Origin of the sequence: Enterovirga sp. CN4-39 (assembly GCF_049446235.1) — a bacterium.
GTDB lineage: Bacteria > Pseudomonadota > Alphaproteobacteria > Rhizobiales > Beijerinckiaceae > Enterovirga.
The window spans coordinates 1-26,325 of sequence record NZ_JBMSEF010000022.1; the positions used below are offsets into that span (position 1 = coordinate 1).

Annotated in this window: 27 protein-coding genes and 1 pseudogene; 12 read left to right on the top strand and 16 right to left on the bottom strand. The window is 69.5% G+C overall.

Going from position 1 to position 26,325, the window contains the following annotated elements; all coding sequences use genetic code 11:
- The 4 genes and pseudogenes from ACO2SS_RS24675 to ACO2SS_RS24690 all read left to right on the top strand — a co-directional run.
- A pseudogene (locus tag ACO2SS_RS24675) lies at positions 1-255 on the top strand (hypothetical protein); the annotation flags it as partial.
- Between the two features lie 53 nt (positions 256-308).
- The gene (locus ACO2SS_RS24680; RefSeq protein ID WP_423280509.1) at positions 309-572 is read left to right on the top strand and encodes a FitA-like ribbon-helix-helix domain-containing protein; all 264 of its coding nucleotides are present in this window, start codon (positions 309-311) and stop codon (positions 570-572) included.
- A complete protein-coding gene (locus ACO2SS_RS24685; protein WP_423280510.1) occupies positions 569-991 on the top strand; it encodes a type II toxin-antitoxin system VapC family toxin in 423 nt (140 codons plus the stop codon). The genes ACO2SS_RS24680 and ACO2SS_RS24685 overlap by 4 nt, the downstream gene beginning before the upstream one ends.
- 64 nt (positions 992-1,055) lie before the next feature.
- Positions 1,056-4,502 (top strand): error-prone DNA polymerase, encoded by a 3,447-nt coding sequence (locus ACO2SS_RS24690; protein ID WP_423280512.1) that lies wholly within the window; start codon positions 1,056-1,058, stop codon positions 4,500-4,502.
- A gap of 2 nt (positions 4,503-4,504) precedes the next feature.
- Here the strand turns inward: ACO2SS_RS24690 and ACO2SS_RS24695 are convergent, their stop codons facing one another.
- The 3 genes from ACO2SS_RS24695 to ACO2SS_RS24705 form a co-directional block, all read right to left on the bottom strand.
- A complete protein-coding gene (locus ACO2SS_RS24695; protein WP_423280513.1) occupies positions 4,505-5,422 on the bottom strand; it encodes an amidohydrolase family protein in 918 nt (305 codons plus the stop codon).
- The gene (locus ACO2SS_RS24700; RefSeq protein WP_423280514.1) at positions 5,415-6,725 is read right to left on the bottom strand and encodes an MFS transporter; all 1,311 of its coding nucleotides are present in this window, start codon (positions 6,723-6,725) and stop codon (positions 5,415-5,417) included. The genes ACO2SS_RS24695 and ACO2SS_RS24700 overlap by 8 nt, the downstream gene beginning before the upstream one ends.
- A gap of 120 nt (positions 6,726-6,845) precedes the next feature.
- Positions 6,846-7,742, bottom strand: a complete 897-nt coding sequence (locus tag ACO2SS_RS24705; protein ID WP_423280515.1) for a helix-turn-helix domain-containing protein — start codon at positions 7,740-7,742, stop codon at positions 6,846-6,848.
- Positions 7,743-7,862: 120 nt separating this feature from the next.
- Between ACO2SS_RS24705 and ACO2SS_RS24710 the strand changes: the two genes are divergently transcribed.
- Positions 7,863-8,246, top strand: a complete 384-nt coding sequence (locus ACO2SS_RS24710) for a HesB/IscA family protein (RefSeq protein ID WP_423280516.1) — start codon at positions 7,863-7,865, stop codon at positions 8,244-8,246.
- A 9-nt stretch (positions 8,247-8,255) separates the two neighbouring features.
- On the opposite strand, the gene ACO2SS_RS24715 is transcribed toward ACO2SS_RS24710, so the two are convergent.
- Together ACO2SS_RS24715 and ACO2SS_RS24720 are read right to left on the bottom strand one after the other, a co-directional pair.
- Positions 8,256-8,786 (bottom strand): YceD family protein, encoded by a 531-nt coding sequence (locus tag ACO2SS_RS24715; RefSeq protein WP_423280517.1) that lies wholly within the window; start codon positions 8,784-8,786, stop codon positions 8,256-8,258.
- Entirely contained in the window at positions 8,783-9,229 is a 447-nt protein-coding gene (locus ACO2SS_RS24720; protein WP_423280518.1) for a ubiquinol-cytochrome C chaperone family protein, read from the bottom strand. Before ACO2SS_RS24720 ends, ACO2SS_RS24715 begins: the two co-directional genes overlap by 4 nt.
- Before the next feature lie 209 nt (positions 9,230-9,438).
- Here ACO2SS_RS24720 and ACO2SS_RS24725 point away from each other — a divergent pair, with 209 nt between their 5' ends.
- Both ACO2SS_RS24725 and ACO2SS_RS24730 read left to right on the top strand, forming a co-directional pair.
- Positions 9,439-9,894, top strand: coding sequence for an outer membrane protein assembly factor BamE (locus ACO2SS_RS24725; protein ID WP_423280519.1), 456 nt, complete (start codon positions 9,439-9,441; stop codon positions 9,892-9,894).
- A gap of 131 nt (positions 9,895-10,025) precedes the next feature.
- Positions 10,026-10,997: a S1C family serine protease gene (locus ACO2SS_RS24730; RefSeq protein WP_423280520.1), complete on the top strand. Its 972-nt coding sequence runs from the start codon at positions 10,026-10,028 to the stop codon at positions 10,995-10,997.
- Between the two features lie 34 nt (positions 10,998-11,031).
- Here the strand turns inward: ACO2SS_RS24730 and pcaF are convergent, their stop codons facing one another.
- From pcaF to ACO2SS_RS24750, 4 genes are all read right to left on the bottom strand, one after another.
- Positions 11,032-12,234 carry a 3-oxoadipyl-CoA thiolase gene (gene pcaF, locus ACO2SS_RS24735; RefSeq protein WP_423280521.1) on the bottom strand — a complete coding sequence of 401 codons (1,203 nt, stop codon included), beginning with the start codon at positions 12,232-12,234 and terminating at the stop codon, positions 11,032-11,034.
- A gap of 115 nt (positions 12,235-12,349) precedes the next feature.
- Positions 12,350-13,477 carry an NADH:flavin oxidoreductase/NADH oxidase gene (locus ACO2SS_RS24740; protein ID WP_423280522.1) on the bottom strand — a complete coding sequence of 376 codons (1,128 nt, stop codon included), beginning with the start codon at positions 13,475-13,477 and terminating at the stop codon, positions 12,350-12,352.
- A gap of 52 nt (positions 13,478-13,529) precedes the next feature.
- Complete coding sequence (locus tag ACO2SS_RS24745; RefSeq protein WP_423280523.1) at positions 13,530-14,276, bottom strand: SDR family oxidoreductase; 747 nt, start codon at positions 14,274-14,276, stop codon at positions 13,530-13,532.
- Between the two features lie 24 nt (positions 14,277-14,300).
- The gene (locus ACO2SS_RS24750) at positions 14,301-15,776 is read right to left on the bottom strand and encodes an aldehyde dehydrogenase family protein (protein WP_423280524.1); all 1,476 of its coding nucleotides are present in this window, start codon (positions 15,774-15,776) and stop codon (positions 14,301-14,303) included.
- A 194-nt stretch (positions 15,777-15,970) separates the two neighbouring features.
- Here ACO2SS_RS24750 and ACO2SS_RS24755 point away from each other — a divergent pair, with 194 nt between their 5' ends.
- On the top strand, positions 15,971-16,378 hold the full coding sequence (locus tag ACO2SS_RS24755; RefSeq protein WP_423280525.1) for a response regulator: 408 nt from the start codon (positions 15,971-15,973) through the stop codon (positions 16,376-16,378).
- A gap of 311 nt (positions 16,379-16,689) precedes the next feature.
- Positions 16,690-17,091, top strand: a complete 402-nt coding sequence (locus ACO2SS_RS24760) for a response regulator (protein WP_423280526.1) — start codon at positions 16,690-16,692, stop codon at positions 17,089-17,091.
- A gap of 15 nt (positions 17,092-17,106) precedes the next feature.
- Here ACO2SS_RS24760 and ACO2SS_RS24765 read toward each other — a convergent pair whose 3' ends face one another.
- From ACO2SS_RS24765 to ACO2SS_RS24775, 3 genes are read right to left on the bottom strand one after another with little or no spacing between them, the layout of a single operon-like run.
- Positions 17,107-17,931, bottom strand: a complete 825-nt coding sequence (locus tag ACO2SS_RS24765; protein WP_423280527.1) for an SGNH/GDSL hydrolase family protein — start codon at positions 17,929-17,931, stop codon at positions 17,107-17,109.
- Positions 17,862-18,977 (bottom strand): OpgC family protein, encoded by a 1,116-nt coding sequence (locus ACO2SS_RS24770; protein WP_423280528.1) that lies wholly within the window; start codon positions 18,975-18,977, stop codon positions 17,862-17,864. Before ACO2SS_RS24770 ends, ACO2SS_RS24765 begins: the two co-directional genes overlap by 70 nt.
- Positions 18,978-19,002: 25 nt before the next feature.
- Complete coding sequence (locus ACO2SS_RS24775; RefSeq protein ID WP_423280529.1) at positions 19,003-19,263, bottom strand: hypothetical protein; 261 nt, start codon at positions 19,261-19,263, stop codon at positions 19,003-19,005.
- Here ACO2SS_RS24775 and ACO2SS_RS24780 point away from each other — a divergent pair.
- Genes ACO2SS_RS24780 through ACO2SS_RS24790 form a run of 3 tightly spaced genes read left to right on the top strand, consistent with a single transcriptional unit; the run spans position 19,262 to position 21,402 of the window.
- Positions 19,262-20,140 (top strand): polyprenyl synthetase family protein, encoded by an 879-nt coding sequence (locus tag ACO2SS_RS24780; protein ID WP_423280530.1) that lies wholly within the window; start codon positions 19,262-19,264, stop codon positions 20,138-20,140. The genes ACO2SS_RS24775 and ACO2SS_RS24780 overlap by 2 nt on opposite strands.
- A gap of 27 nt (positions 20,141-20,167) precedes the next feature.
- Positions 20,168-20,650 carry a sterol desaturase family protein gene (locus ACO2SS_RS24785; protein ID WP_423280531.1) on the top strand — a complete coding sequence of 161 codons (483 nt, stop codon included), beginning with the start codon at positions 20,168-20,170 and terminating at the stop codon, positions 20,648-20,650.
- Complete coding sequence (locus ACO2SS_RS24790) at positions 20,647-21,402, top strand: fatty acid desaturase (protein ID WP_423280532.1); 756 nt, start codon at positions 20,647-20,649, stop codon at positions 21,400-21,402. Before ACO2SS_RS24785 ends, ACO2SS_RS24790 begins: the two co-directional genes overlap by 4 nt.
- Here the strand turns inward: ACO2SS_RS24790 and ACO2SS_RS24795 are convergent.
- The 4 genes from ACO2SS_RS24795 to ACO2SS_RS24810 are packed head-to-tail and all read right to left on the bottom strand — an operon-like array spanning position 21,384 to position 26,297.
- On the bottom strand, positions 21,384-22,319 hold the full coding sequence (locus tag ACO2SS_RS24795) for a phytoene/squalene synthase family protein (RefSeq protein ID WP_423280533.1): 936 nt from the start codon (positions 22,317-22,319) through the stop codon (positions 21,384-21,386). The genes ACO2SS_RS24790 and ACO2SS_RS24795 overlap by 19 nt on opposite strands.
- Positions 22,316-23,818 carry a phytoene desaturase gene (locus tag ACO2SS_RS24800; RefSeq protein WP_423280534.1) on the bottom strand — a complete coding sequence of 501 codons (1,503 nt, stop codon included), beginning with the start codon at positions 23,816-23,818 and terminating at the stop codon, positions 22,316-22,318. The genes ACO2SS_RS24795 and ACO2SS_RS24800 overlap by 4 nt, the downstream gene beginning before the upstream one ends.
- The gene (crtY, locus tag ACO2SS_RS24805) at positions 23,815-24,990 is read right to left on the bottom strand and encodes a lycopene beta-cyclase CrtY (protein WP_423280535.1); all 1,176 of its coding nucleotides are present in this window, start codon (positions 24,988-24,990) and stop codon (positions 23,815-23,817) included. The genes ACO2SS_RS24800 and crtY overlap by 4 nt, the downstream gene beginning before the upstream one ends.
- Positions 24,978-26,297, bottom strand: coding sequence for a glycosyltransferase (locus ACO2SS_RS24810; RefSeq protein WP_423280536.1), 1,320 nt, complete (start codon positions 26,295-26,297; stop codon positions 24,978-24,980). Before ACO2SS_RS24810 ends, crtY begins: the two co-directional genes overlap by 13 nt.
- Positions 26,298-26,325: the final 28 nt, after the last annotated feature.

Sequence of the window (26,325 nt, forward strand, 5' to 3'; positions counted from 1 at the left end):
GTGACCTGGCACTTCGAAAAAGACGCGCCGCTCTTTGTCGAAACCCTGGGCTCCACTATTGCGGCACTCCACGCCATCCCGAGGGCAGCAGCCATCGAGGCCGGCATGGCGCCTCATACGGTCTCCGACGCCGAGACCGCCGCGCTGCGCGACTATTACCGCGTGGAGGACGAGAAGGGCCGCCGCTTCTGGCTCTTCCGCAACGCCCCCGCGCCCGAAGGCACGCGCTGGTGGCTGCACGGGCGCTTCGCGTAAGGCGAGCATCCTCCTATGTTAGAGTTGCGTTGGACATTGCAGGAGGGGACGAGGTGGCATCCCTCACCATCGATAATCTCGAAGACGGGGTCCTCTCGCGCCTGCGCTCGCGCGCCGATGCGCATGGCACCTCCGTCGAAGACGAGGCCGCAGCTATTCTTCGCAACAGCTTGGCTGAGCCTTCTCGCCCAACGGGCGCCGATCTGGCCGACGCCATCCACGAGCTGTTCGCGCCTTTCGGCGGAGTCGAGCTCGAGATCCCCCCTCGAGTCCCACTGCGTGATCCGCCCAGGTTCGACGAAAGATACGATCCTTGATCGTTCTCGATACGAATGTCCTCTCGGAATTGATGCGCGAGACGCCGGCACCGGTCGTGCGGAGTTGGATGCACCGCTTCGATCTTCACGATCTTTGGACGACGGCGATCAGCGAAGCAGAGGTGATGGTCGGCATCGAACTCCTGCCCGCCGGACGCCGCAGGCAAGGTCTGGACGATGCAGCCCGGCAATTGTTCGACAGACTGTTCGCCGGTCGCGTGCTGCCCTTCACCGGCGAGGCTGCCCGTCGCTATGCCGAAATCGTTGGATTGCGGACCCGTCGCGGCGCTGGGGTCGCAACCCTCGACCTGATGATCGCAGCAATCGCGAAGGCGAACGGCGCCGCGGTTGCAACGCGCAACATCTCCCATTTCGAGAATTGTGGGGTCGTGCTCCACGATCCCTGGCGAGACGGCTAGGCAAGCGCGCACACGCCCTCCCCCTTGAAGAGGGCTGGGCGCCCCCCCGCGAGGCTCGGCGGCCATGATCCCCGAGCTCCAGGTCACCAGCCATTTCTCCTTCCTGCGCGGGGCGTCCTCGCCGGAGGAGCTGTTTGCGGCGGCGGCGCTGCTCGGCATTCCGGCGCTCGGGATGGTCGATCGCGGCTCGCTCGCCGGGATCGTGCGCTGCTGGGAGGCCGCGAAGACGACCGGCGTGCGCATGATCGTCGGCACGCGGCTGGACCTCATGGAGGGCGCCGCGCTCCTCGTCTACCCGACGGACCGCGCCGCCTATTCGCGCCTGACGCGGCTCCTGTCCCTCGGCAAGGCGCGCGCCGGCAAGGGCGGCTGCACGCTCGGCTGGGACGATGTCGCGGCCTGGAGCGAGGGCCTGCACGCGATCCTGCTGACGGATCTCCCGGACGAGGCGCTCGCGGCCGATCTCGCGCGGCTGCGCCAGGTCTTCGGCCGGCGTGCCTCCTGCGCGCTGGCCCGCCGCTTCCGTCCGGACGACGGGCTCCATCTCGACGCCATCGCCGCCATGGCGGGTGCGGCCCGCGTGAAGACGGTCGCGACCGGCGACGTGCTCTACCATTGCGAGGAGCGGCGCATCCTGCAGGACGTCGTCACCTGCATCCGCCTCGGCCTGAAGATCGAGGAGGCCGGCTTCGCGCTCGAGCACCATGCCGACCGGCACCTCAGGAGCCCGGCCGAGACCGAGCGGCTCTTCGCCCGCTACCCGGAGGCGATCGCGCGCGCCGCCGAGATCGCCGATGCCTGCCGCTTCGACGTCGGGGAGCTCCGCTACCAATACCCGTCCGAGGTCGTGGAAACAGGCCTCTCCGCGCAGGAGACCCTGGAGCGCCTCACCTGGGAGGCCGCCCGCACCCGCCATGGCGGCGATGTGCCGGAACGGCTCGACGCCCAGATCCGGCACGAGCTCAGGCTCATCCGCGAGCTCGACTACGCGCCCTATTTCCTCACCGTCCACGCGATCGTGCGGGCCGCCCGCGCCATGGAGCCACCGATCCTCTGCCAGGGCCGCGGCTCGGCCGCGAATTCGGTCGTCTGCTACATGCTGGGCATCACGTCGATCGACCCGATCGAGCAGGAGCTGCTGTTCGAGCGCTTCGTGAGCCAGGAGCGGCGCGAGCCGCCCGACATCGACGTCGATTTCGAGCACGAGCGGCGCGAGGAGGTGATCCAGTGGGTCTACGAGACCTATGGCCGCCACCGGGCCGCGCTCTGCGCGACCGTGATCCGCTACGGCGCGCGCGGGGCCGTGCGCGAGGTCGGCAAGGTGCTGGGGCTGCCGGAGGACGTGACGGCCGCGCTTGCCGGCCTCGTCTGGGGCTGGAGCCGCGACGGCGTCGGCGAGAAGGAGGCGGCCGCGCTCGGCCTCAACCTCCACGACCGCCGCCTCCGCCTGACGCTGGAGCTCGCCAGGGAACTCATCAACACGCCGCGCCACCTGTCGCAGCATCCGGGCGGCTTCGTGCTCACCGAGGAGCGGCTCGACGACCTCGTCCCGATCGAGCCCGCCGCCATGGAGAACCGGCAGGTCATCGAGTGGGACAAGGACGACATCGACGCGCTCAAGTTCATGAAGGTCGACGTGCTCGGCCTCGGCATGCTCGGCTGCATGCGGCGCGCCTTCGACATCTTGGAGGAGGTCACGGGCGAGACGCACGACCTCTCCACCGTGCCGGGCGACGATCCCGCGACCTACGCCATGATCCAGAAGGCCGACACGCTCGGCACCTTCCAGATCGAGAGCCGGGCACAGATGGCCATGCTGCCGCGCATGAAGCCGCGGAAGCTCTACGACCTCGTCATCCAGGTCGCGATCGTGCGGCCCGGCCCCATCCAGGGCGACATGGTCCACCCCTACCTGCGCCGGCGGGAGGGCCGCGAGCCGGTCGAGTACCCCACGCCCGAGCTGAAGCGGGTGCTGCACAAGACGCTCGGCGTCCCCCTCTTCCAGGAACAGGCGATGCGGGTCGCGATCGAATGCGCGGGCTTCACGGCCGGCGAGGCCGACCAGCTCCGCCGCGCCATGGCGACCTTCAAGCTGACGGGAAAAGTCTCGCTGTTCCGCGACAAGCTCATCAATGGGATGGTCGGCAACGGCTACACGCCCGAATTCGCGGAAAAGACCTTCAAGCAGCTCGAGGGTTTCGGTTCATACGGTTTCCCGGAGAGCCACGCCGCCTCCTTCGCGCTCATCGCCTATGCGTCGGCCTGGGTGAAATGCCACCACCCGGACGTCTTCCTTGCCGCGATCCTCAACTCGCAGCCGATGGGCTTCTACGCGCCCGCCCAGCTCGTCCGGGACGCGCGCGCGCATGGCGTCGAGGTGCTGCCGCCGGACGTGAACCATTCGGGATGGGACACGCGGTTGGAACCCTCCTCTCCCCGTGCAACGGGGAGAGGTCGAGTTGCCCGGGAGGGCAACCGGGTGAGGGGCGGCGACCTGCCCGAGATTTGCCCCTCATCCGGTCGCTCTGACGAGCGACTCGACTTCTCCCCGTTGCACGGGGAGAAGAGACCCCTCCGCCCCGTGCGCCTCGGCCTGCGCCTCGCCCGCGGCCTTTCCAACGAGCATGGCGCCCGCATCGTCGCCGCGCGGGCAGACCAGCCCTATTCCTCGATCGAGGAGCTGTGGCGTCGGGCCGGCGTGCCGGTCGCCGCGCTCACCCGTCTTGCCGAGGCGGATGCCTATGGGTCGCTGGAGCTCAACCGGCGCGATGCGCTCTGGGCCATCAAGGGCCTGTCGGACGAGCCCCTGCCCCTCTTCGCTGCGGCCGACGCGCGCGAAAGCCGCCTCGCCCCGGAGATCGTGGAGAGCCCCGTCGTCCTGAGCCCCATGAGCGAGGCCCGCAACGTCGTCGAGGATTACCGCGCGAGCGGGCTGTCGCTCCGCCGCCATCCGGTCGGGTTCATGCGCGATGACCTCGCCCGAAGCGGCGCCGTGCCCTGCGCGGCGCTGAGGAGGATGCGCAACGGCCGGCGCGTCACGGTGGCGGGGCTCGTGCTGGTGCGGCAGAAGCCCGGCTCGGCCAAGGGCGTCATGTTCATCACGATCGAGGACGAGACGGAGGTCGCGAACCTCGTGATCTGGCCCTCCCTCTTCGAGCGCCAGCGCCGCCTCATCCTCTCGTCCGGCATGATGGCGGTGCGCGGCAAGGTGCAGCGCGAGGGCGACGTCATCCACGTGGTCGCCGACCACCTGATCGATCTCTCGGACATGCTGCGCCGGGTCGGCGACCGTCCGGACGACGAGGCTTTCCCGCTCCGCACCGGGCGCGGGGACGAGGCGAAGCATGGCGGCTCGCCGGACCAGCGGGACGACAAGGCACTGCGCCGCCATCCTCCCGCCGAGCCCGCCTCCGAGCCGGAGGCGGCCTTCGGCCGAAAGGCACGCGACATCTACATCCCGGACCTGCGCCTCGGTTCAGGCATCAAGATCCCGACGCGCGACTTCCGGTGAGCTCAGCCCAGGGCTGCGAGAGGCTTGTGCCCGCCGAAGCCGTAGAGCCGGTGCGGATTGTCGACGAAGAGCTTCTGCCGCCGCTCCTCGTCCGGAACCCAGTCCGCGACGAGGTCGAGCAGCTCGCCCACATTCGGCATCGGCCCCCAATTGGCGACATGCGGCCAATCGGAGCCCCAGACGCAGCGGTCGGGCGCCGCGTCGGAGAGGGCGCGCGCGAACGGGATCGTGTCCGCATAGGGCGGCCCCTCGACGGAGTTGCGGAAGGCGCCCTGCAGCTTCACCCACCCGCCGTCGCGCACCAGGGACACCAGGGTCCGGAAGCCAGGATCGTCGAGGCCGGCCGAGGTCGGGAAATGGCCCATATGGTCCACCACGAAGGGGACGGGCAGCTTCGCGACCTCCGAGGCGATCGGCGGCAGGTCGCGCGCGTCCACCAGGAACTGCAGGTGCCAGCCCATCTCGCGCGCCAGGGCGCCGTAGGATGCGAGCTGGTCGAACCCCACCCCGCCGCCATAGAGCACGTTGAGGCGCAGCCCCACCACGCCGGCGCTCTGCAGCTCCGCGAGTTCACGATCGGAGAGGCCAAGCGGGATCACGGCGATCCCGCGCAGCCGCCCGGGATGGGCCCGCAGCGTCTCGAGCATGCGGCGGTTGTCCGTGCCGTGGACGCTGACCTGGATCAGCACCCCGTAATCGAACCCCGTCGCATCCAGCATGGCCAGGTAGGCCTCGGGGCTCGCCTCCGGCGGCGTGTAGCTCCGCGGCTCGACGAAGGGGTAGTCGGGCGGCAGCCCGATGACATGCGCATGGGTGTCGACCGCGCCCCGCGGCACCGCGTAGCGGGTAGGGCCGCGCGGATCGGGTTGGGGCGCCGGACAAGCCGGCGCCTCCATGCTCGACGGGAAGGCCTCACGCATCGGCGTGCAGCACCTTTCCGCGGGTCTCCGGCAGCGCATAGGCGGCCACGAAGAACAGGGTGTAGGCGCCCGCGGCGAAGATGCAGATCGCGTTCGCCAAGGTCGTCGTCTGCGACAGGTAGCCGACCAGGAACGGGAACAGCGCGCCGATCCCGCGGCCGAAATTGTAGCAGAAGCCCTGGCCCGAGCCGCGCAGCCGGGTCGGATAGAGCTCCGTCAGGAACGCGCCCATGCCGGAGAAATAGCCCGAGGCGAAGAAGCCGAGCGGGAAGCCCAGCACCCACAGCACCGCATTCGAGAGCGGCAGCTGGGTGTAGGCGACCACCACGGCGATCGCGCCGAGCGAGAAGACCAGGAACAGGTTACGGCGCCCGAACCGGTCGGCGTACCAGGCGCCGACGAGGTAGCCGACGAAGGAGCCGATGATGAGGGCGGCGAGGTATCCCGTCGACGACACGATCGAGAGCTGCCGCTCCGTGGTCAGGAACTGCGGCACCCAGAAGGTGACGGCGTAGTACCCGCCCTGGCAGCCGGTTGCGACGAGCGAGGCCAGGACGGTCGTCTTCAGGATGGGGCCCTGGAAGATCTCCCACACGGACGGCTTGTCGCCCGTGCTCGCCGCCTTCGCCATCGTCTTCACGGAGACTTCCGGCTCCTTCACGTAGGCGCGGAGGTAGAGGACGAGCAGCGCCGGCAGGGAGCCGATGACGAACATCCAGCGCCAGGCCTGCTCGGCCGGCAGATAGGAGAAGAGCGCTGCCTGGGCGAGCACGGCCATTCCCCAGCCGATCGCCCAGCCCGACTGGACCGAGCCGACCGCCCGCCCGCGATACTGCGCCCGGATCGTCTCGCCCATCAGGACCGCCCCGGCCGCCCATTCGCCGCCGAAGCCGAAGCCGAGGAGCGCGCGCAGGATCAGGAGCTGCTCGAAATTCTGCGCGAACGCGCAGAGGAGGGAGAAGAACGAGAACCACAGGATGGTCAGCTGGAGCGTGCGCACCCGGCCGATCCGGTCGGCGAGAAAGCCCGCCGCCCAGCCGCCGAGGGCGGAGGACAGGAGCGTCACGGTGCCGGCCAGGCCCGCGGTCCCGGGCTCGACGCTCCACATCTTGATGATCGTGCCGATCACCAAGGGGTAGATCATGAAGTCCATGCCATCGAGCGCCCAACCGGCCCCGCAGGCCCAGAAGGTGCGGCGCTCGGGGACGGTCATGTCGCGGTAGAAGCCGGTGAGGCTCGTGTCCTCGATCGCGACCGTGTCGGGAGCGCCCGAGCCAGGGGGCGCTTGTGTTGAAGCAGACATCAAATCCTCCCCCGTTGCCGCGACAGGGCGGCTGGAGATGCGCGGGAAGATGGTGGGCGGGAAATCCCGCGTCTGTCAGAAATCGCGCGAGCGCCGCCGAGTTCTGTCAGAAAACTGACCTCAGCTGCGCCGAATGCGGCGATATTGGGCAGGACTGGTGCCGATAATCGAGCGGAATGCCGCCCCGAGATGCGACTGGGAGGAAAAGCCGCAGGTCACGGCGATCTCGGCGATCGGCTCGTTCGTCCCCGCCAGAAGCTCCTGCGCCATCGCCACCCTCTCCCGGATCACGAACCGGTGCGGCGTGAGGCCGGTGCTGCGCTTGAAGGCCCGGATGAGATGGGAGGCGCTCAGGCCGCTGATGCGGGCCAGATCATCCGTCGTGATTTCCGCACCCGGCGAGGCCCGCACGAACTCAACGACCTGCTTCAGGGCCCGCGAGGAAAGCTGCGGCGACGAGGGCGGGGCCGTCCGGTGGCCCGTCGCAGCGTAGCGTTGCGTGACGTGGCAGGCGAGCGACAGCGCGAGGGTCTCCGCGAACAGCCTGCGCCCGGGAGGAGCTGTATCGCTCGCCTCCACGAGGCGCTGTGCGGCCTGGGCCAGGAAGGGATCCTCGGCGTCCCAGGCGTGGTCGGCCAGTTCGATCGGCTCAGGCCGGTCGAGGGCCGCGGCCGCCTCGCGACGAAGCCGGTCACCGAGATAGAGCAGGACGAGCTTGCCCGACACTGCGTCCGGAACCGCGTCGACCAGCACGTTCCGGCTCGGCTGCCCGATCCGAAACCGCCCCGCACGCACGCTCCCGTCCCGCCGGACCCGGCCGTCCTCGATCAGGACATGGCGGCGGACATTGTAGAGCGTGATCGCGACCGTCGGGACCGAAAGGGCGCCGAACTCGTAGACATGCGGGCCCGTGACCTCGCTGAGGGCCGCAGCGAAATTCCAGTCCGGCCAGAGATCGAGCAGGGCCGATTGCTTTCGGCCGGTCACATGTTCGGCGTGTTCGCCAGGATCCAGCATGGCCGGATGAGGTCCTCACTTCCGGGCCATATGCGGGCCCGCGTCTTCAAAACAGCCCTCGGCGGGGCTACATTGCAGCAAACGGGGCGTTCTTGCCCCCATCTGCAAGGATCACGCTTCATGGCCCTGCCGCGCATGAAGGTCATCACCCTGACGGATGCGGCCGCTAGCCGCGTGAGGGACATCATGTCCCGCTCCGAAAAGCCGATCGCCGGGCTTCGCGTGGGCGTGAAGAACGGCGGCTGCGCCGGCATGTCCTACACGATGGAATATGCCGACGAGGTCCGGCCGAGCGACGAGGTCGTGGAGGACAAGGGCGTCAGGGTCCTGATCGACCCGAAGGCCATCCTGTTCCTTCTCGGGACGGAGATGGACTTCCAGACGACGAAGATGTCGTCCACCTTCGTGTTCAACAACCCGAACCAGACCTCCGCCTGCGGCTGCGGCGAGTCGGTCGCGATCACGCCCGCCGCCCCTCCGGCACAGGGCGCAGCGGCGGCCTGAAGCCGCCGCTCAATCCTTTCGCAGGCGCGCGAGCCCGGCGAAGGGCGAACCGGCCGCCTCGTCCTCTTGCGACGAGGGCCCCTCCTCGAACGCGACTCCCGGCTTGCGCGGATAGGGATCGAGCCCGAGCGCCAGGAACTCGGCCGTGATCGCGCCGAGATCGATGCGATCGCCGACGAGTTCGTCCGGCGCGTCGAGATCGGCCTCGATCTCCTCACCCGGGTCGAATTCCTTCTCCCCCGCGACAGGCGCCCGGAAGGTCACGGCGACATCCTCCTCCAGGCCGGACTCGAACTCCTCCAGCGTCACCACGCAGGTCTGGACGATCGCGGCCTTCACGCGGCCGGTCACATGGACCCGCGCGGGGCTCCCCTTGATGTGGAGATGGGCCGAAAGCGTCCGGATCGCCGGCAGGTGCAGATCCTTCGCCAGGGCCGCGAGTTCCTCGGCGTTGGCCTCCACGGTCACATCGGTCCCACGCGGCGGCAGATGGGCGACCGAGAAGGGACGGGAAAGCGGCCCGACGCTGTCGGCGATCACGTGTTCGTCTCCACTGTCAAAATCCGGCGCGATTCGGCGACGCTCGCGAAGGCGGGACCTTTGAGGATGCCTTCCAGGTCCGCATCGGCGAGCTTGTCCTCGCTGGCGATGACGACCGCCGCGAACGGCCGCAGCGATGCCGGATCGGCGGCGAGTCGCTGCGCCACTTCCGCCGCCAGGCCGTCGACATCCCCCCTCGCGATCAGCGCATCGTATTTCGATGTACGGTCGAAGAAGGCACCGGCGAGCTTCTTCATGCGTTTCGGCACGCCGAAATCGCCGATGCCCATTTCCCGCAGGGCGATTTCCAGATGCGCGAAGACGGAATCGACGAGTTCCTGCGCGACGTCCTCGGCCGGCAACGGCAATTGCCGCAGCCGCCGCAGCACGACCAGCACATGGAGGGTCAGCGCTTCGAAGCGGCCCTCCATGGTGTCCGGCACGCCTGCCCCTTCGTAGAGCTCCGGCCGGCGCGACGCTTCCACAACCCGCGTGTGGAGCGCCTCGACCAGTTCGCGCCCCGATCTCTTTTTACCGAACCCAAACATGCGCTCCACCGAGCCTGAACCGCGGCGCCTTGTCAAAGCCATAACCGGCCGGTAGCTGACGCCTCGGCGCAGAATTGCGGCGACGGCCGCGACAAGGGGGTTTCATGCGGCTTGCCCGGACAGGCTTCTTCGGACGGATTGCAGGAGCGGCAATCCTGGGCCTGGCCCTCTCGGGCTGCATGGTCGGCGAGGACCTTCACCACGGCTATGTGGTGGACGAGCGCGCCCTTGCCCAGGTCAAGCCCGGGATGGCGGCCGAGCAGGTGCTGCAGATCCTCGGCACGCCCTCGACCGTTTCCACCGTGGGCAACAAGAGCTGGTACTATATCAGCCAGGTCCAGAGCCGGACGCTGCACTTCCTCGGCGAGAAGGTGACGGACCAGCGCGTGACGGCCGTGTACTTCAACAACGGCCTCCGTGTTGAGCGCGTCGCCCTCTACGGTCTCCAGGACGGCAAGGTGTTCGACTTCATCTCCCGCAAGACGGAAGCGGGCGGCCAGGAAGCGAACTTCGTCAGCCAGCTCTTCCGCGGCCTCGGGACCTTCATCCCGAACAGCTGAGGCGCACGTCCCTGCGCCGCGAGGCGCATGGCTGCTGCTTCAGGTTTTCGCAGGAGGGCGGTGGAACGCCACGGCGCGGCTTAAGTTCGTGGTGTGAACCCAAGGCTTGGCCGTGGAGAACTGTTCAATTGATGCCGGCTGCCGAATGGAAGATCCCGAAGGGCGCTCAGCCCCGGCCTGACGACTACGCATATGACATGGACCGCGTGCTTGATGCGGTCCTGGCCCTGACCTCGACCGTCCCGTCCGACGCCTTCACGGCCGATACCCTCGGAACGGAGCGGGCCGGGAACGGGGTCCTGATCGGGGAAAACGGCCTCGTCCTGACGATCGGCTACCTGATCGCCGAGGCCAGCACGATCTGGCTCACCCTCAACGACGGCCGCGTCGTGCCGGGCGACGTGCTCGGGGTCGACCACGAGAGCGGCCTCGGCCTCGTCCAGGCCTTGGGCCGGCTCGACGTGCCGCCGGTTCCGATCGGCGATTCCGGCAAGGTCAAGGTGGGAGACAGCGTCGTGGTCGCGGGCGCGGGCGGGCGGCAGCGCTCGGTCGCCGCGCGGGTGATCGCGAAGCAGGAATTCGCCGGCTACTGGGAATATCTCCTCGACGAGGCGATTTTCACCAGCCCTCCCCACCCGCATTGGGGCGGAACGGCCCTGATCGGGGCCAGCGGGGAGCTTCTCGGCATCGGCTCGCTGCAACTCCAACAGGAGCGGGGCGGCACCGAGGAAAACCTCAACATGATCGTGCCGATCGATCTGCTGAAGCCTGTCCTGCCGTCCCTGCTCGCGACGGGTTCACCCGGCCCAACGGCCCGCCCGTGGCTGGGGTTCTACGCGACCGAGGTCGATGGCCGCGTCGTGACGGCTGGGATCGCCGATGGCGGCCCGTCGGACGGCGCCGGGCTGCAGGTCGGGGATGTGATCCTGGCGATCGCGGGCGAGGAGATCGAAACCCTCGCCGATCTCTACCGCCGGATCTGGGCGCTCGGCGAAGCCGGCGTCGTGGTGCCGCTCCGCATCCACCGCACCGGGCGGAGCTACGAGATCAACATCCCGTCCGTCGACCGGACACGGTTGCTGAAGCGCAAGGTCCTGCACTGACGCGCAGGACCCCGCCGTAGGTTTTCCGGCTGCGCTATTCCACGCGCTCGAGCGCCATCGCGACGCCCTGCCCCACGCCGACGCACATCGTGGCGAGGCCGAGCTTGCCGCCGCGGCGGTTCAGCTCCTGCACGACATCCGTCGCGATCCGCGCGCCCGACATGCCGAGCGGATGGCCGAGGGCGATCCCGCCGCCATTCGGGTTCACGTGCTCGGCGTCGTCCGGCACCCCGAGCTGACGCAGCGAGGCGAGCACCTGCGAGGCGAAGGCTTCGTTCAGCTCGATGAGGTCGAAGTCGGAGATCTTGAGCCCGAGCCGCTCCATCAGCTTCTGGGTAGCCGGGACGGGCCCGATACCCATGATGCGCGGCGGAACGCCGGCGGAGGCGAGCCCGAGGATGCGGGCGCGCGGGGTCAGCCCATGCCGCCGCACCGCCGCTTCCGAGGCCAGGATGACGGCAGCCGCGCCATCGTTCACGCCCGACGCGTTCCCGGCGGTGACGCTGCCGCCCGCGCGGATCGGCTTGAGCTTGGCGAGCGCCTCGGCCGTCGTGTCCGGGCGAAGGTGCTCGTCCTTCTCCACCCGGGTCACCTCGCCCTTGCGGCCGGCGATCTCGACCGCCACGATCTGGGCGGCGAAGATCCCCTCCGCCTGGGCCCGGCCTGCGCGCTGCTGCGAACGCAGCGCGAAGGCATCCTGGTCCGCGCGGCTGACCTGGAACTCCTCGGCCACGTTCTCGGCCGTGTCGGGCATCGAATCGACCCCGTATTGCTGCTTCATCAGCGGATTGATGAAGCGCCACCCGATCGTGGTGTCGTAGGTCTCCGCCGAGCGCTGGAAGGCCTGCGTGGCCTTGCCCATGACGAAGGGCGCCCGCGTCATCGACTCGACGCCGCCCGCGATGCACAGGTCCGCTTCGCCGGCCTTGATGGCCCGTGCGGCCGCCCCGATGGCGTCCATGCCGGACGCGCAGAGGCGGTTGATCGTGGCGGCAGGCGTGCTTTCCGGCAGCCCGGCCAGCAGGGCCGCCATGCGGGCGACATTGCGGTTGTCCTCGCCGGCCTGGTTGGCGCAGCCGAACACGACCTCGTCGACCGCCTCCGCGATCCCGGGCTGGCGCTTCACCAGCTCCCGGATCGGGATCGCGGCGAGATCGTCCGTCCGGACGGATGCGAGGCCCCCGCCATAGCGCCCAACCGGGGTGCGGACGGCGTCGCAGACAAACACTTCAGCCATAATCAGATCCTCAGTCGCGGTCCCAGCCGCGCTCGCGCGCCAAGTCGCGCGTCGTCGTTCGTCGTTCCTCGCGGCGCGTCGAGGCCCAACCTAGCCGTTGGGCCCTCGCCGCGCATCACTCCGCCGCCACGGGCTGCGGCGGCCGGGGCTGCTTGTAGGAGGCGCCAGGCCAGAGCCTGGGTGCGGCCCGCTGGTATTGCGGCGGCCGCGCCACGTCGGCGCCGAGCACCTGGGCGGCCTTCCAGGGCCAGTGCGGCTCGTCCAGGATCGTCCGCCCGAGGGCCACCATGTCGGAGCGGCCGGAGGCGACCACGTCCTCGGCCTGCTCGGGCGTGACGATCAAGCCGACGCTCCAGACCGGGATGCCGACGCGCCGCTTCACCTCGGCCGCGAAGGGCACCTGGTAGCCGGGCCCGATCTCGATCTTGGCCTTGAGGGCGATGCCGCCGCTCGTCACGTCCACGTAGTGGCAGCCGCGCCGCTTCAGCTCCGACGCGAAAGCCACCGCCTCCTCGATATCGATCCCGCCCTCGATCCAGTCGGAGCCCGTGATCCGGACCCCGAGGGCCACCTCGGGCGTGCAGACGGCCTTGACGGCATCGAACACGCGCAGCGGAAACCGCATCCGGTTCTCCAGGCTGCCGCCATACTGGTCGGTCCGCTGGTTCGAGACGGCCGACAGGAACTGGTGGAGCAGGTAGCCATGCGCGGCGTGCAGTTCGATCACCTCGAAGCCGAGCCGGATGGCCCGCTCGGCCGTCTCCGCGAAGGCGGCGACGATCCGCTCGATGTCCTCCTCGCTCGCCTCGCGGGGCGTGTGCCAGTCATCCGCGAAGGGGAGCGCCGAGGCCGACACGGTTTCCCACGGATCGCCGTCCGGACCGAGGGCGCGCCCGCCCTCCCAGGGAGCCTGGGCGGATCCTTTCCGGCCCGCATGGGCGATCTGGACGCCGAACTTGGCCGAGCCGTGCTTCCGGCAGAAGCCGAGGACGCGATGCAGCGCGGCCTCGTTCTCGTCGTTGTAGAGCCCGAGATCGCCGTGGCTGATCCGGCCGATCTCCTCCACGGCGGTGGCCTCGAGCACGAGGAGCGCGGCTCCCGACATCGACAGCGTCCCGAGATGGACCAGATGCCAGTCGTTGGCGTCGCCATGGATGGCGCTGTACTGGCACATGGGCGAGATCACGATCCGGTTCGGGAACTCCTGGTTCCCGAGCCTGATCGGCGAGAAAAGCTGGCTCATTGCGTCTCCTGGCGAGCCGGCTCAGCGAGCCGGCTCCTTGGCGTTGTCCGGATCAGATGCAGCGTCCGCCATCGACCGCGAGGACCGTCCCGGTCACCATCTCCGCCTCGTCCGAGCAGAGGAAGAGGGCGGAGTTGGCGATGTCCTCCGGGGTCGAGAGCCGGCCCCAGGGAATGGTGGCCCGGAAGGCGGCGCGCTTCTCGGGCGTGTCCTCGCCCATGAAGCTCGCGAGCAGCGGCGTCTCCCCCGCGACGGGTGCGATCGCGTTCACGCGGATCCTGTCGGGCGCGAGTTCCACCGCCATCGACTTCGACATCAGGTTCACGGCGCCCTTCGAGGCATTGTACCACGTCAGCCCCGGCCGCGGCCGGACGCCGGCCGTGGACCCGATATTCAGGATCACCCCGCCCCCGCGCTGGCGGAAATGCGGCACGACCGAAAGCGCGAAGAGGTAGATCGACTTCACGTTGACCGCGAAGACCCGGTCGAACTCCGCCTCTCCGACGTCCAGCATCGGCTGGTTGCGGTGCGTGATCCCGGCATTGTTGACCAGGATGTCGAGCCCGCCGAGCGCGTCGATGGCCTTCCGGGTGACCTCGGCGACGTTCGCGCTGTCCGCAACGTCGCAGCGGAACGCGACCGCCCCGGATCCGAGCGTCTCGGCCGCCTTCTGGGCGGCATCGCCGTTGATGTCGAGCAGCGCCACGCGCGCTCCCTCGCGAAGAAAGGTCTCCGCAATGCCGTAGCCGAAGCCCTGGGCGGCTCCGGTCACGATGGCGGTCTTGTTTTGAAGCCTCAAGGCAGTTCCTCCCCTTCGTGCAACTTAGCCGTGGTTGAGCACGATCGTCTTCGAAGCCGAGAACTCGTACAGAGCCTCGAAGCCCTTTTCACGTCCGTGGCCGGACTTCTTCACTCCTCCGAACGGCAGCTCGATCCCGCCGCCCGCGCCGTACCCGTTCACGAAGACCTGGCCGCAGCGCATGGCCCGAGCCACGCGCATCGAGCGCTTCGCGTCGTTCGTCCAAACCCCCGCGACGAGGCCGTATGGCGTGCCGTTGGCCAGCCGGACCGCGTCCGCCTCGTCATCGAAGGGCAGCAGCGACAGGACCGGCCCGAACACCTCCTCGCCGGCAAGGTCGTTGGCGCGCGGCACCGGGCCGAACAAGGCCGGCTTCACGTAGAAGCCCCCGGCGGGCGCGCCGTCCACGATCCGGCCCTCGGCGAGGACGGGTACGCCGGCCTCGCGGGCGGCGGCGACGAACCGCTCCACCCGCGCCTTCTGGCCGGCATTGACCATCGGGCCGAGGTCGAGATCCCGGTCATGCGGGCCGGCCTGGACCTTGCCGAAGAGCTCGGCGACGCGCGCCGCCACCTCGTCGTAGGCGCGCCGCTCGACCAGCACGCGGCTTCCCGCCGAGCAGGTCTGGCCGCCGTTCTGGATGATCGCCTTCACGAGCACGGGGGCCGCGGCCTCCAGGTCGGCATCCGCGAAGACGAGCTGAGGCGATTTCCCGCCGAGCTCGAGCGTGCAGCCGATGTGGTTGCGCGCCGCGGCAGCCTGGACGAGCGTGCCCACTTCGGGGCTGCCCGTGAACGAGACGAAGTCGATGCCCGGATGGCCCGCGAGGGCGGCGCCCGCCTCCTCCCCGAGGCCCGACACGACGTTCAGGGCGCCTTCCGGGAATCCGACCTCCAGGGCGAGTTCGGCGATGCGGATCAGGCTGAGGCCCGCATCCTCGGCCGGCTTCGCCACGCAGGCATTGCCGCAGGCGAGCGAGGCGCCGACGGAGCGGCCGAAGATCTGCATCGGGTAGTTCCACGGCACGATGTGGCCCGTGACACCGTGCGGATCGCGGATCACGGCGACCGTGTAGCCGTTCAGGAAGGGGATGGTTTCCCCATGCAGCTTGTCGGCCGAGGTGCCGTAGAATTCGAAATAGCGCGCCGCCGCGACGGCATCCGCCCTCCCCTGGGACAGCGGCTTGCCCGTATCCCGGGACTCGAGCTCGCCGAGTTCGTCGGCGCGCGCCAGGACCGCCTCTCCGAGCCGCACCAGCAGGCGCCCGCGCTCCGTCGCGGTGAGGCGTCCCCAGGCGCCCTCGAAGGCGGCCCGCGCGACCCGGACGGCAAGATCCACCTCTCCCTGGCCGGAGCGGGCGATGGCGGCGAAGGGCAGACCGTCGGACGGGCACAGCACGTCGAGCGTGCGTCCATCCGCAGCGCCACGGCGCTCGGCGCCGATCAGGTTCAGCCAGAGCGGCCGGGCTTGCGTGGCGATGCCGGGCGAAAGCTGGTTCATGTGCGCCTCCCCGCGCTGCTGGACCGGGGCGTTCTGAGATCGATGGATCGGCGCGTCAATGTCGGCCCGATCCTCCCGGGGTTGATCCGGGCAGCCGGATGCGGCACTTTGGCCTAAATCGGACAATGTCGGGGTAGCCGACCCGAGCCGGCAGAAGCTGGCCATCGCTTTCCGGGGGGCGCGGAGGCGGACCGATGACGCATGCGCAGGAAGCGAGGCCCATCGCCCTCATCGTCGAAGACGACGCAGCCCAGCGCGAACTCGGCGCGGTGATGCTCGAGGAGTTCGACCTCGACGTCTTCAGGGTCGCCAACGCCGAAGACGCGATCGAGCGCCTCCGCGACAGTAGTGGAAAGGTGACGGTGGTCGTCGCCGACGTGAACCTGCCTGGGGCCATGGACGGCGTCTCGCTCGCGCGCAGCGTGTCGATCCTCTGGCCGGGAATCAGCGTCATCGTGACGTCCGGAAACCCGGGCCAGCGCCTCAGCGACCTCCCGGAAGGCTGCGTCTACGTCCCGAAGCCGTGGTGTCCTCTCGACATCGTGACCGCTGCCGAGCGGGCCGCGCGCTGCGGCCATTCCGTCCACGCCCTGCCCCTCTGACCGCCTCGGGCGGGCGGCAAAACAAGCCCGAGAAGCGCAGTGCCCCACAAGGCGATGCGCGGCCGCGCCTGCGCGCAGCGCGGCCTTCCACAGCCGCCCCCAGCCTGTGGATATTCCGTCGAAGTTGCAGTGGGGATCCTGTGCAACATCTCGGGTAGTATTGGTACGGACCGGCGGTTCTTTACGAATCGTTAGAAATTGAGTGGTCGAGTTGAGAAATCGTCAACGATTGGAGCGATCGCCTGCGCCCTAGCTCATCCTAGCCGCCTGGCACCCGCATTGCTTCGAGCAAATGGTTTCGAGGTTCGACCGTGAGCAAACCTGTCACCGTTCTCCTCGTCGCGAACGATGGCCTGACCCGCCAGATCACCGCGAACGGCCTCATCATGTATGGCTTCGAGCCCCTGCTCGCCCGGGACGGCGCCGAGGCCATGAAGATCCTGGAGGGCGAGCGCCGCATCAACGTCCTTGTGGTGGATGCCGATCTCGGCGGCGACGTGAGCGGCCTTGCCGTCGCGAAGGCCGCCCGCCTGATCCATCCGCGCATCGACGTGATCTATGCCTCGCGTGCTCCGCACCGCATTCCGGACGAGGCGAAGGTCAAGGGCGCGCCGAGCATCCGCACGCCCTACCAGCCGCAGCAGATCGTCGGGATGATCGGCGAGCTGCGCTACCGCATGCCGGCCGACGGCAGCGAACGCCGCGTCGCCTAGAGCGGCGGCGGAACGCTACTTGGCGGCCGAGGGCTGCGGCGCAGGAGCAAGGACCGCCTTGGGAAAGGCGCTGACCACCATGGCGCGGGCGATGTGCTCCGCCATGCAGCGATAGCCGAGGTCGTTCAGGTCCGTCATGTCGATCGGATCGATCTCGCCCCTCCGGCTCCGCTCGATCAGCTCCATGGCCGCGTAGCGCCGGACGAGCGGCACGTTCTCGGCAGCGGCCGCATTCCTCAAGGCGCCCCGGATGGCGGCATAGTTCTCGTCCGCCGCGAGCTTCGGGTTGTACTGGAGCCCGACCAGGATCACGTCGACGCCGTGCTGCTTGAGCCAGCCGACCGCCTCCCGCACGGATTGCTCGAATTCTTCCGCGGGCACCCGGGCCAGCGCATCGTTCGTGCCGACCTGCCAGAGCACCACGTCCGGCTTCTCGAGGGCCACCAGCAGCTTCAGGCGCTCTGCCGTGAGCGAGGCGACCTCGCCTGACACGCCGCGGTTCACCATCACGACGTTCACGCCCTTGAAGGCCTTCTCGAGGATGGCCTCGATCTTCGCCTGGTAGTTCTTGGGCGCCCCCGTCCCGCCTCCGACGGCGGAGGTGCCCATCGCCAGGACCCGCAACTCGCCCCGGCTCCGCAGCTTCTCCACCGTGCGCGGCAGCGGGGCGGAGGTCGAGATGTCGGCGCTCGGCGCCTCGCACAGGCGGCTGAGCTGGGGAGGCGGTGCGTCGGCCGTCTGCGCGCCGGCCGCGCTCGGGATCAGCAGGATCAGCTGTGCGCAGGCGGCGGCAAGGGCGAACTTCGCTCCTGAAGCCGTGCGCGCAACTCCGACAGCCATGCCGTGAACCCCAGAATAGCGATCCCGATCAATAGGATGGGGACCTCGACGATCATATCACTGCCAAAGGCGAAACGCAGAATCTGGCCCGCGATGCTGAGGAGCGAGCCGACGCAGAACACGTTGAGCGAGTTCCGGCCCAGCATCGACAGGAACCGCCCGAGCGGCGGCGCATAGCGGATGATAAGGGGGAAGCTGCCGCCGAAGGCCGCGACGAGCGCCAGGAAGTGGATCAGCCGGGCCGGCGTGTCGTAGGTCTTGTCGAACACGAAGAACAATGGCGGCCACGGCACCCGCGTGGGGTCGGGCGCCCAGCCCGTCTTCACCACGACGAGGCAGACCGCGAGCACGAGGCCGGCGACGATCCGGACCGCCAGACGATGCCGCCGCACGAGGATGCGGGCCGGCGTGGCGCGCCCGGCGAGAACGAAGCCGAGGACGAAGACGAGCTGCCAGGCGAGCGGGTTGAAGTACCAGCTCCCTTCCACCGGCCAGGTCGGGAAGTTGATCTCGAAGGCGAGCGCGCCCGCATAGAGGAGCAGCGACAGCGGGAGGACGAGGCCAGGCCGCACGTAATGGATGACCGCCAGCACGGGCGAGCCGAGCATCAGCGTCACGTAGAGCGGGAGGATGTCGAAGAAGCCGAGCTGGTGGCTCAGCAGCACGAGCCCCACATGGGCCGGAACGGGATCCTGGAAGACCGCCGCCGCATTGTGCCACTCGAGCAGCAGCGGATTCTCGAGGATGAGCGCCGCACTGGCGATCATGGCGATCGCGATCATCGTGATGAGGATCTGCGCTGCGTAGAGCGTCACGGCGCGCGCCCCGAGCCGCAGGACGAGCCGCCCGAGGCCGAGATTCTCGCTGACATTGTCCGCAAGGCGCCGGAGCGACCAGCCCGCCAGGAAGACGAAGAGCTCGGCCGAGTCCGAGAGCCCGAGATTCCGGTGCGTCAGCTGCTCGAAGCTGAAGCCCGGGATGTGGTTGATGAAGATCGTGACGAGGGCGAGCCCCCGCCAGAAATCGACCTCGTTCGCCTTTCGCATCCGCCCTGCCGCGCTTGGCCGCTTCTCACTGCCGGCATGCCGACCCCCGATGCCGGAAGGTTTGGCGTGCCCCCGGTTCGTCCGCCACCGGCATATCATCGACCAGCCCCGGCGCCACCCGTTCACGTTTTCGAGGGTTGCCTTGCCAGCTGGCGAGCCGGTGCCCACCGTTCGAGGCGGCGAAGTGCGGTCGATCTTTGGTCCCGGGAGGAGAGACGTTGGGTTCTAAACCGAGCGCGGCAGCGATCGCCGCGACGACGGCGCGGCGTTGCTCAAGGAAGGACATGCGCGTGCTCCGCGCGGCCATCGACAGGCGCCTGAATGCGCTGTTTCCCCGTGTGGCCGGCGACACCACGCTCGAACAGGCGATCCGCTACGCCGTGCTGAGCCCGGGCAAGCGTATCCGGCCCGCGCTCGCGGTGCTGGCATCCTGGGAACTCGGCCGCGACGACCTGCGGGCGCTAGATCCGGGCTGCGCGCTGGAGATGGTCCACGCGGCGTCACTCATCCTCGACGATCTTCCCTGCATGGACGACGCTCCCTTGCGCCGGGGCGAGCCCGCGACGCACCGCGCCTTCGGCGAAGACGTCGCCATGCTGGCCGCCATCACGCTCCTCAGCCGGGCTTTCTCCACGGCGTCCTCCGCCCCCGGCCTGACAGCGGAGCAGCGGACCAAGCTGGTCGCCATCCTGTCACGGGCGATCGGGTCCGAAGGGCTCGCGGGCGGCCAGTACCGGGATCTCCGCGCCGGCGGCACCTTCAGCGCCATGGACAGCGTGAGCGATGCAAACCACCGCAAGACGGGGGCGCTCTTCGTCGCCGCCGTAGAGATGGCCGGCGTGGTCGCCGAGGCGAGCGATGCCCGCATGGCGGAGCTTCGCGGCTTCGCCACCGATCTCGGCCAGGCCTTCCAGATCCTGGACGACCTGGATGACGGCGAGGGTGGCTCGGACGGGCTGGGCGAGGACGGGGACAAGGTCACCATCCTGTCCTTCATGGGCCGGCAGAGCGCGCGCGATCATCTGAACCGCCACCTGACCCAGGCGCGGGCCGCATTGCGCCCGGAAGGCGAACTCGCCATGTTTCTCGGAGCGATCTTCGCGGACAAGGCCGGCCAGCACGCCGGCCACGCAGCGACGATCCAGGCCCAGGTCCAGGCCTAGCTCAAGGCGCAACAGCAGAGAGCGCCGATGCTTCTGAACACAACGATCCTGGTCTCGACGGTCCTCGTGATGGAGGCTGTCGCCTGGGCGATCCACAAATACGTCATGCACGGCCCGGGCTGGGGCTGGCACCGCTCGCACCATGTCGAGCATGACGAAGTGCTCGAGAAGAACGACCTCTACGCTGTCATCTTTGCTGGGCTGGCGCTGCTGCTGATCGTCTTCTCACCCGGCCGCGGCCCGCTCTATTGGGTCGGGATCGGGATGACCGTCTACGGCTTCCTCTACTTCGTCGTGCACGATGGGCTGGTGCATCAGCGCTGGCCGTTCCGCTACGTGCCGCGCAACGGCTACCTGAAGCGGCTCGTCCAGGCGCACCGGCTGCACCATGCCGTGGACGGCCGGGATGGCTGCGTGTCCTTCGGGTTTCTCTACGCTCCGCCGGTCAGGCGCCTGAAGGAGGATCTTCGGCGCGGTGGCGCTCCGCTTTCCCGGGATGCGGAGACATGAGCGCCGCGCTCACCGGCACCAGGCCGCGCACGGTCGCCAACCAGGCCGCGATCGGCCTCGCCCTGGCGGCGGGGCTGATCTGCGCCTGGCTCACCTGCCATGTCTATGCGGTGTTCTTCCACCGCTGGACGCCGCTCGGCATCGCGGTGGCCCCGCTCCTGATCGCCGTCCAGTGCTGGCTGAATGTCGGGCTCTTCATCGTCGCGCATGACTGCATGCACGGCTCGCTCGCCCCGTACCGGCCGGGCCTCAACCGGGCCGTCGGCCGGCTCTGCCTCGCCCTCTATGCGGGCTTCTCCTACGACCGGCTGATCGGGAAGCACTTCGCCCATCACCGCCATTCCGGCACGCCGGACGACCCCGATTTCCACGCCGACGAGCCGCGCCGGTTCTGGCCCTGGTACGTGGCGTTCTTCCGCCGCTATTTCGGCTGGCGGGAATTCGGCATCCTGGCGCTGCTTCTCGCCACCTATCTCCTCGTGCTCCGGGCCGATCCCGTGAACGCCCTCGTGCTCTGGGGCGTCCCGGCGATCCTGTCCTCGGTGCAGCTCTTCTATTTCGGCACCTACCTGCCGCATCGGCACGAGGACGAGGCGTTCGGGGACGGGCACAATGCGCGCAGCAACGATTTCCATCCGCTCCTGTCGCTGCTGACCTGCTTCCATTTCGGCTACCACCACGAGCACCATGACATGCCGCACGTGCCGTGGTGGCGCCTTCCCTCGGTCAGGGTTCAGGCCGGGCGCCGATAGAGGCCGCGGCGGGGCTGGGCCGAGGGACGCGGAACGCGGGTGAGCAGGGCCTCGAGGCCGCCCGTTCCCACGTGACGCAGCTTCTGCAGCTTGGAGGTGGAGACCCGCTCGTCCCAGGCGGCGGCGCCGCGGCGGCGAACCTCGATCCCGATCTGGCGGTAGACGCCGTGCGCGGTCGCGATGGCCCAGGCGGACCGGGGCGGCAGCGCTGCGATCCCGATGCGGGCGGAAGCGTAATAGGGCTCCGCCGCTTCCACGAGCCGCGACGCGACGCCGGCCAGGGCCGGGCGATGCCGGGGCTCCGCCACCTCCTCCGGAGGGATTCCCGCCTCGCGGAGCCAGGCCTCGGGCACATAGACCCGGCCGATCCCGGCATCCTCGACGATGTCGCGGGCGATGTTGGTGAGCTGGAAGGCGAGCCCCAGGTCGGAGGCGCGGTCGAGCACGGCGGGGTCACGCACGCCCATGACATGCGCCATCATCACGCCCACGACACCGGCGACATGGTAGGCGTAGTCCAGCGTGTCCCCGATCGTCTCGTAGCGGCGACCCTCGATATCCATCCGGAAGCCGGCGAGGTGCTGCAGCGGCAGCCGCTCCGGAATCGCATGGCGCCGCGCGACCGCCTGCAGGGCCGCGAAGGCGGGCTCCGCCTGCGCCTCGCCGGCCAGGGCCGACCTCGTCCTGGCCTCCAGTTGGGAGAGACGATCTCGCGCCGAACTCGCGGCGACCTCGCCATCGCCCCGCGCGAAGCCGAGTTCCTGTTCGTCGACGACATCGTCGCAATGCCGGCACCAGGCGTAGAGCATGACCGCGCCCTCGCGGGTCTCGCGGCCGAACAGCCTGGAGGCTGCCGCGAAGCTCTTCGAGCCCCGGGCGATGGTCTCGGTCGCCGCCCTGACGAGATCCTCGCTCATCCGCGCACCAGCCCCGCATCGGAGAGCATCAGCCCGGCGGTCGCCTTGGCCGAGCCGACGACGCCCGGCACGCCCGCGCCCGGATGGGTGCCGGCCCCGACGATGTAGAGGTTCGGGATCACGTCGTCCCGATTGTGCGGCCGGAACCAGGCGCTCTGGGTCAGGATCGGCTCCAGCGAAAAAGCCGAGCCGAGATGTGCGTTCAGCTCGTCGCGGAAATCGTAGGGCGTGAAGGTCCGGACGGTGACGAGGTCCTCGCGCAGGCCGGGAATGCACCGGGCCTCCAGGTAGTCGAGGATGCGGTCGCGGTAGATCGGCGCCATGCGCTCCCAGTCGATCGGCGCCGTGCCGAGATGCGGCACGGGCGCCAGCACGTAGAACGCCCCCGCACCGGGCGGAGCGAGCGAGGGATCCGTGGCGCAGGGCGAATGGAGGTAGAGCGAGAAATCGTCGGCCAGCGTCTCGCGGTTGAAGATGTCGTCGATCAGCCCGCGATAGCGCGGCCCGAAGAGGACGGTGTGGTGCTGCAGTTCCGGCCGGTGTCGCCGGAGCCCGAAATAGATCACGAAGAGCGACATGGAGGAGCGCTTCGCGGCCAGCTTGCGGGCGAAGCTCCGGCCATGCTCGCTGCCGCCGAGGAGCGCGCGATAGGTGTGCACGACGTCGGCATTGGAGGCGACCGCGTCGAACTCGCCGCGCCAGCCGTCCTTGGTGGCGACCGCCTTCGCCCTCCCCTCGCCCAGCTCGATGCCGGCAACCTCGGCATTCAGCCGGACGGTCCCGCCGAGATCCTCGAACAGGCGGACCATGCCCCGGATCAGGGCGCCGGTGCCGCCGCGCGGGAACCACACGCCCCAGCGGCGCTCCAGCGCATGGATCAGCGCGTAGATGGACGAGGTCGCGAAGGGATTTCCGCCGACCAGGAGGGAGTGGAAGGAGAAGGCCTGCCGCAGCTCCTCGTCCCGGATGAAGCGGGACACGATCGAGTAGACGCTGCGCCACGCCTGCAGCCGCGCGAGCTGCGGCGCCACGCGGACCATATCGGAGAAATGCAGGAACGGCACCGCGCCGAGCTTGAGATAGCCCTCGTCGAACACAGCCTTGGAATAGTCGAGGAAGCGCCGGTAGCCCTCGACATCCGCGGGGCTCTTGGCCGCGATCTGCCGGTCGAGCTCGGCCTGGTCGTTCACGTAGTCGAAACTGTAGCCGCTCTCCCATTCCAGCCGGTAGAAGGGGCTGACCGGAAGCAGCTCGACATAATCGGAGAGCTTGCGGCCGGCCGTCTCGAACAGCTCCTCCAGGGCCGAGGGATCGGTGATCACGGTCGGCCCGGCATCGAAGGTGAAGCCCTCGTCCTCGTAGACGTAGGCCCGGCCGCCCGGCTTGTCCCGCTTCTCCAGCAGGGTCACGTCGTAGCCGCCGGCCTGCAGCCGGATCGCGAGCGCGATCCCGCCGAACCCGGCCCCGACCACGGCGGCTTTCGGACGAGCTCCGTTCATCGCGCCGGGCCCGCGAGGTTGAGGGCGACGCGCGCAGCGCCGAGGACCGGGACCGGCGGGCGGCCCACGAAGAGGCGCGCCTTGTCGGCTCCCGTCAGCCGCCCGGCATAGAACCGGCCGATCGTCGGCTCGGGCAGTCCGTAGAAGCGTTGCAGCATTCGGTATCGCTCGTCGGGTGGGCCGGCCCTGAACAGCATCCGGTTCAGGAGGCGAAAGAAGCTCTGGCGCCGCCACTGCTCCTGCGAGGCGGCGCGGGTGGCGGCGAAGAGCGCGGGCGCGGAGAGATCCGCAAGGCCCGCGATCCTGTCGGCGAGGCGCACCGCATCGGGCAGCGAATAGCCGGTCGTCGGATGGAAGAGCCCCGCACGCAGCCCCGAGCGCGGCAGCTCCGGCCCCTCCCAGAAGGCCTCGATGTCGCCATCCAGCGTGATCGGCAGGATCCCGCGCTCCTCGCGCAGCACCTCGGCGACGGAAAAGCCTTTCCCGGTCACATAGGCGAGCAGCCGCGCCCGCAGGGCGGCATCGTCGAGCTCCGGGCCGTCCGCGTAATAGGTGTCCTCGACGAGGGCGGTGTCGGGTCCGAAGGGCAGCACGTAGACGAAGCGGTAGCCGTCCTCCTGCGCGACCGTCGCGTCCATCAGGATCGGCACGTCGAGCCCGTGCGGCCGCGCGAAGCGCAGCTCCAGGCCGAGGAATTTCTGCCAGGCGAAGCTCAGATGCGGTGTGGCCATGGCGCCGCGCCCGTCGATCACGGCCGCCGCCCGGAGGTGCTCACCGTCGTCGAGAGCCACGGAGGTCGGCCCGACCTCGCGGGCCCTGACCCCGAAACGGATCGCCCCGCCGAGTGCTGCCGACAGCACGTCGTGGAAGCGCTCCGAGGTGGCGGACCGATAGCCGATTGCAACGCGCCGCCGGCGCTCGGGAAAGGCGACGTCGTAGGCGGGCCAGCGGTGGACCACGAAAGGGTCGACCCACTCCGCCGCCTCGCGCGAGAGGTCCGTCTCGTGGAAGGACCAGGTATGGTTGCCGCCGAGCCGGCCGGCGGCTTCGAGGACGAGCACCCGAAGTTCGGGCCTGACCTGCCTGAGCCGGTAGGCGATCAGGCCGTTCGCCAGCCCGCCGCCCACCAGGATCAGGTCCCAATCCTGTTCCGGCCGGCTCACGCGGCGCATCCCGGCCTGACCGCCCGGCCCTGAAGGCGGCTCGCCTCCTCCCGCGTGACCGGCCCGCCCCTCGCGGCGACCGCCTCGACGATATCGGCGGCGAGCCTCACGCCGCCCGCGGCCGAGATTTCCGCCCGCAGCCGCCTTGCGGCCGCGGCGTATGAAGGCTCCTCGAGCACCGATCGAGCGACGCGGGCGAGCCGGTCCGCGGAGAGGAAGCGGCGCGACACTGCCCTCCCCGCGCCCGCGCGCTCGACCCGTGCCGCGATCGCACCCTGCTCGAAGGCGATCGGGACGACGACGAGCGGCACACCCGCGGCGAGCGCGTCCAGGACGGTGTTCAGCCCGCCATTGAGGATCGCGAGCCGCGCCTCGCGCAGCACCTCCGGCTGCGGCACGAAGGCGAAGGCCGCCGGACGATCGGGCAGCCCGCGGACCTGATCGGGCGTGAGGCCGCCGCCATGCGCCAGCACCAGCTGCAGGCCTGCACGGCTTCCGGCTTCCGCAATGCGCCGGAACAGCCGGACCCGGCTGCCCTGGAGCGTGCCGAGCGACGCATAGGCCAGCGGGCGGCCGTCGCCGGACGGCATCGTGAAATCGGCGGGAACCGGCTCCCCGCCGCGCAGGGGGCCGACATAGTGGAAGCTCTCCGGCAGCTCGCTCCGGGGAAAGTCGAGGCCGGCCACGAGCTGGCTGATCTGCGCGAAGGGAGAGGCGCAATCCTCGATGCTGCGCAGCGGCCCGAGCTTCCACTCGGCGGCCCGCGCCTCGATCACGGCGCGGAGCCGGCGCATCAGGAGGTCGCTGACGCGGTAGCCGCCGAGATTGCGCTCCCGGCCCCAGCGAGACGGGTCGTAGCGCCAGGACGTGAAGGGAGGCGGCACTCCCGGCTCGCGGTTCAGCGGCAATGCGTTCGCGACCGAGACGTACGGCATCCCGAGATGCCGCGCGATGAGCCCGCCGGCCGCCTCCGTCTGGTCGCAGACCAGGATGTCCGCCCCGATCTCCCGCAGAGCGCCGGGCAGTTCGCGGCACAGCATGTCAGTCGCGGCCGCGACGTCCCGGATGACGCCGCCGAGCCCGAACGGGAAGCGGATCCTCGCCATCCGGCGCAGCACCTGCGCAAGGGTGCCGGGCGGATGCGAGCCGGAGCCGACGGGTCGGAAATCGAAGCCTCGTTCGGCGACCAGCGCCGCCGCGTCCGGCATGTGCAGGAACGTGACCCGGTTGCCGCGGGAGACGAGTTCGCGCGCGAGCGCCGCCATCGGGTTCAGATGGCCGAGCAGGGGCGGTACGACGACGGCGTAATTGGCCAAGGCGAGCGGTCAGGGTTCGGCGCTTGCT

Bases quoted from the DNA above. Each gene is read 5' to 3' on its own strand.
- ACO2SS_RS24690 (WP_423280512.1), top strand. From the start codon at position 1,056: ATGATCCCCGAGCTCCAGGTCACCAGCCATTTCTCCTTCCTGCGCGGG.
- ACO2SS_RS24730 (WP_423280520.1), top strand. From the start codon at position 10,026: ATGCCGGCTGCCGAATGGAAGATCCCGAAGGGCGCTCAGCCCCGGCCT.
- ACO2SS_RS24750 (WP_423280524.1), bottom strand. From the start codon at position 15,776: ATGAACCAGCTTTCGCCCGGCATCGCCACGCAAGCCCGGCCGCTCTGG.
- ACO2SS_RS24795 (WP_423280533.1), bottom strand. From the start codon at position 22,319: ATGAGCGAGGATCTCGTCAGGGCGGCGACCGAGACCATCGCCCGGGGC.
- ACO2SS_RS24695 (WP_423280513.1), bottom strand. From the start codon at position 5,422: ATGCGTGAGGCCTTCCCGTCGAGCATGGAGGCGCCGGCTTGTCCGGCG.
- ACO2SS_RS24740 (WP_423280522.1), bottom strand. From the start codon at position 13,477: ATGAGCCAGCTTTTCTCGCCGATCAGGCTCGGGAACCAGGAGTTCCCG.
- ACO2SS_RS24710 (WP_423280516.1), top strand. From the start codon at position 7,863: ATGGCCCTGCCGCGCATGAAGGTCATCACCCTGACGGATGCGGCCGCT.
- ACO2SS_RS24705 (WP_423280515.1), bottom strand. From the start codon at position 7,742: ATGCTGGATCCTGGCGAACACGCCGAACATGTGACCGGCCGAAAGCAA.
- ACO2SS_RS24800 (WP_423280534.1), bottom strand. From the start codon at position 23,818: ATGAACGGAGCTCGTCCGAAAGCCGCCGTGGTCGGGGCCGGGTTCGGC.
- ACO2SS_RS24780 (WP_423280530.1), top strand. From the start codon at position 19,262: ATGCGCGTGCTCCGCGCGGCCATCGACAGGCGCCTGAATGCGCTGTTT.
- ACO2SS_RS24725 (WP_423280519.1), top strand. From the start codon at position 9,439: ATGCGGCTTGCCCGGACAGGCTTCTTCGGACGGATTGCAGGAGCGGCA.
- ACO2SS_RS24755 (WP_423280525.1), top strand. From the start codon at position 15,971: ATGACGCATGCGCAGGAAGCGAGGCCCATCGCCCTCATCGTCGAAGAC.
- ACO2SS_RS24700 (WP_423280514.1), bottom strand. From the start codon at position 6,725: ATGTCTGCTTCAACACAAGCGCCCCCTGGCTCGGGCGCTCCCGACACG.
- ACO2SS_RS24775 (WP_423280529.1), bottom strand. From the start codon at position 19,263: ATGTCCTTCCTTGAGCAACGCCGCGCCGTCGTCGCGGCGATCGCTGCC.
- pcaF (WP_423280521.1), bottom strand. From the start codon at position 12,234: ATGGCTGAAGTGTTTGTCTGCGACGCCGTCCGCACCCCGGTTGGGCGC.
- ACO2SS_RS24765 (WP_423280527.1), bottom strand. From the start codon at position 17,931: ATGGCTGTCGGAGTTGCGCGCACGGCTTCAGGAGCGAAGTTCGCCCTT.
- ACO2SS_RS24785 (WP_423280531.1), top strand. From the start codon at position 20,168: ATGCTTCTGAACACAACGATCCTGGTCTCGACGGTCCTCGTGATGGAG.
- ACO2SS_RS24770 (WP_423280528.1), bottom strand. From the start codon at position 18,977: ATGCGAAAGGCGAACGAGGTCGATTTCTGGCGGGGGCTCGCCCTCGTC.
- crtY (WP_423280535.1), bottom strand. From the start codon at position 24,990: ATGCGCCGCGTGAGCCGGCCGGAACAGGATTGGGACCTGATCCTGGTG.
- ACO2SS_RS24790 (WP_423280532.1), top strand. From the start codon at position 20,647: ATGAGCGCCGCGCTCACCGGCACCAGGCCGCGCACGGTCGCCAACCAG.